Genomic DNA, 555 nt, shown 5'->3' with positions numbered 1-555 from the left:
GCACCCCTGATAAGGGTGAGGTCGGCAGTTCAAATCTGCCCAGACCCACCATTCTCCGAGTCTCCGGGTAGCTCAGTTGGTTAGAGCGCACCCCCGGAAGTTATGTAAAGAGAAGGGTGAGATCGCCGGGTTTATTTCAAATCTGCCCAGACCCGCCAAATTTGCGTGATACGTCGTTGAAAGACTCCTCGTATAGCAGGCTATACGTCGTCATCTTTCACCTAGTCTCACACAAATTACATTTCATTCAGTGATCATGGCTTTGATGTTTGCGTCGCCAATGCCTTGTCCTGAATAAAATTGCCCATGTCACGTGGGAATTAATGGGGCCTTAGCTCAGCTGGGAGAGCGCCTGCCTTGCACGCAGGAGGTCAGCGGTTCGATCCCGCTAGGCTCCACCATTTTTCACGCTACCTGGCCCTCCAACAGTCGAATTACCTGATCGGATCCGCAGTCATAAGCCATCATCGTCAAACGATGCCCGGTTTATGACTGTCGATTGACAGTCTGCTCTTTAACAATGTGAATCATGCTGACAAGTTCTTCCTGAAAGGG

1 tRNA gene is annotated in these 555 nt (G+C 50.6%); it reads left to right on the top strand.

The features are described from left to right. Positions 1-325: 325 nt before the first annotated feature. A tRNA-Ala gene (locus DU490_RS16960) sits at positions 326-401 on the top strand. The last annotated feature ends 154 nt before the right edge of the window (positions 402-555 follow it).

This window comes from Halomonas sp. DQ26W (assembly GCF_003339685.1).
Taxonomy (GTDB): Bacteria; Pseudomonadota; Gammaproteobacteria; order Pseudomonadales; family Halomonadaceae; genus Halomonas.
This window is presented reverse-complemented; position numbering and strand designations above follow the sequence as displayed.